Source organism: Treponema sp., assembly GCF_051883275.1.
In the GTDB taxonomy this organism is placed as follows: domain Bacteria; phylum Spirochaetota; class Spirochaetia; order Treponematales; family Treponemataceae; genus Treponema_D.
Map to the genome: position 1 here is coordinate 1966 of NZ_JBJETK010000038.1, position 1702 is coordinate 3667.

The 1702-nt window shown below is 43.7% G+C and carries 1 protein-coding gene; it reads left to right on the forward strand.

Annotated elements, in window-relative coordinates; all coding sequences use genetic code 11:
- Positions 1–92: 92 nt before the first annotated feature.
- A partial coding sequence (locus tag ACI4L0_RS06190) for a hypothetical protein (protein ID WP_439799298.1) occupies positions 93–1702 on the forward strand: 1610 nt, incomplete at its 3' end.

The following is a 1702-nucleotide window of genomic DNA, read 5'->3' on the forward strand; positions in this document are numbered from 1 at the left end:
AGACAAAAATTGATGCAAAGAAAATTGGCAAGACATTAGATTCCAATAAGGACGCAACAGCAGTATTTATCTGTGATATGAGCCTTTTTGGAATGAAAGTTACAGATGACGGAACTGTTACTTTGTCAGTATTCGCAAAAAACAAAGCAAAGATTGTATCCGGGATGGATATGACAAACATTACAGAACGTCTTAATTATGCAAACAAGAAAACTTATCTAGTTACATTTGAAACAACTGATTTGTCTTCAAAAACATACTCAATAACTAAGATTGATGGTATAGAAACAGTTGAGCAATATCAGGAACGGCTTGTTCAGGAAGAAAAAAAGCGTGCAGAGGAAGCAAAAGCTAAATGGGAAAAAGAACGTCTTGAAAACCTTACGAAATTCCCTGTTCAGGTAGTAAATCAGGAAGTTTCCAATTTAAGCGCATCAGAAACGGCATGGCTTCCGGGGCAGGTGCAGGACAAAATCAAGAGCAACCTTCAGGATTACCTTGGAATGAAAACCGTAGTAGATTCCAAGTCAGAGGCAACGCTTAAAAAACTCCAGGCAGAAAGCGAGGGTGCAGGACGTGACGAAAGCGCCGTAATAGAATTGGGAAAAATTACCACGGCAAAATTCGCAGTCTTTACAAAGCTACGCAAAACCGCAAGCGGCTATGTTATCAGCGCGGACTTTACAGATCTTACAACCGGCGAGCAGATGGCAAGCGCAACAAGCAAGGAGTATTCAAAGGCAGAATATTTGTACGGCTCAACAGGCGCAATAGACGAACTGACCCTTTCCCTTGCAGACAAGCTTGGAATCAAGATTTCTGACCTTAACAGAAACCTGCTTGCAAGCGGTTCGGCAAACTTTTCTGTAGACGACCAGCTTGAGCTTGCAAGACAGAACGAAGCGCAGTTCCAGAAGATGATGAGCCAGTATGATGCAGAGCTTTCAAAGCTTATGCAGAGCAACGACATAAACGCCGTTCAGAACAAAAAACGCCTTGAAGCAGAAAAAGCACTTCTTGCAGAAAAACAGAAGGCAGAGCAGAAGCGCCAGGAAGAACTTAAAGCCCAGAAAGCACGTGCAGACGAAGATGCAAAACTTGAAGCAGAACGTTCCATTGCATTAAAAACCCAGCGTGACCAGATGGCAAAAGATGCCGCCGCCAAAGCCGAAGAAGTGCGCAAGCTTAAAATGGAAAAGCAGGGTGTGCTGGGGCAGATAAACATTCTTGAGTCAAAGAAAAAAGCGCTTGTAGAAATCCGCCAGAGCGTAGAAGCCCGAAGTCAGGAACTTTATGACCAGCTTGTAAAAGACCGCAAGAGCGAAGAAGAACGCATACGTAACAAATCATATTCAACCGTAGAACTTGGAAGCGACGGAAAGCCGACTGCACAGGCACTTGAACGCCGCGAAAAGCAGGTTATAAAAAGCTACGAAGACTTGACGAACAAATTTTTTGACGACTGCGAAAGCGTAAAACAGTCTACGATGGCACAGCAGAATGCACTCCTTTCAGAAATACGTGCAGACCAGAAATCGCTGAGCGCAGTGCGCACAGTATCTTCTATGGGAGATGAACTTAAAGTAAGTTTTGGAAAATACGAAGGAAGCAAGGACGGCTGGAACGCATACCTTAGCCTTTATTCAGACGGAATTCTTGTCTATACAGACAACTTTATCGTAAAGTACGAAGCCTTGAGCGG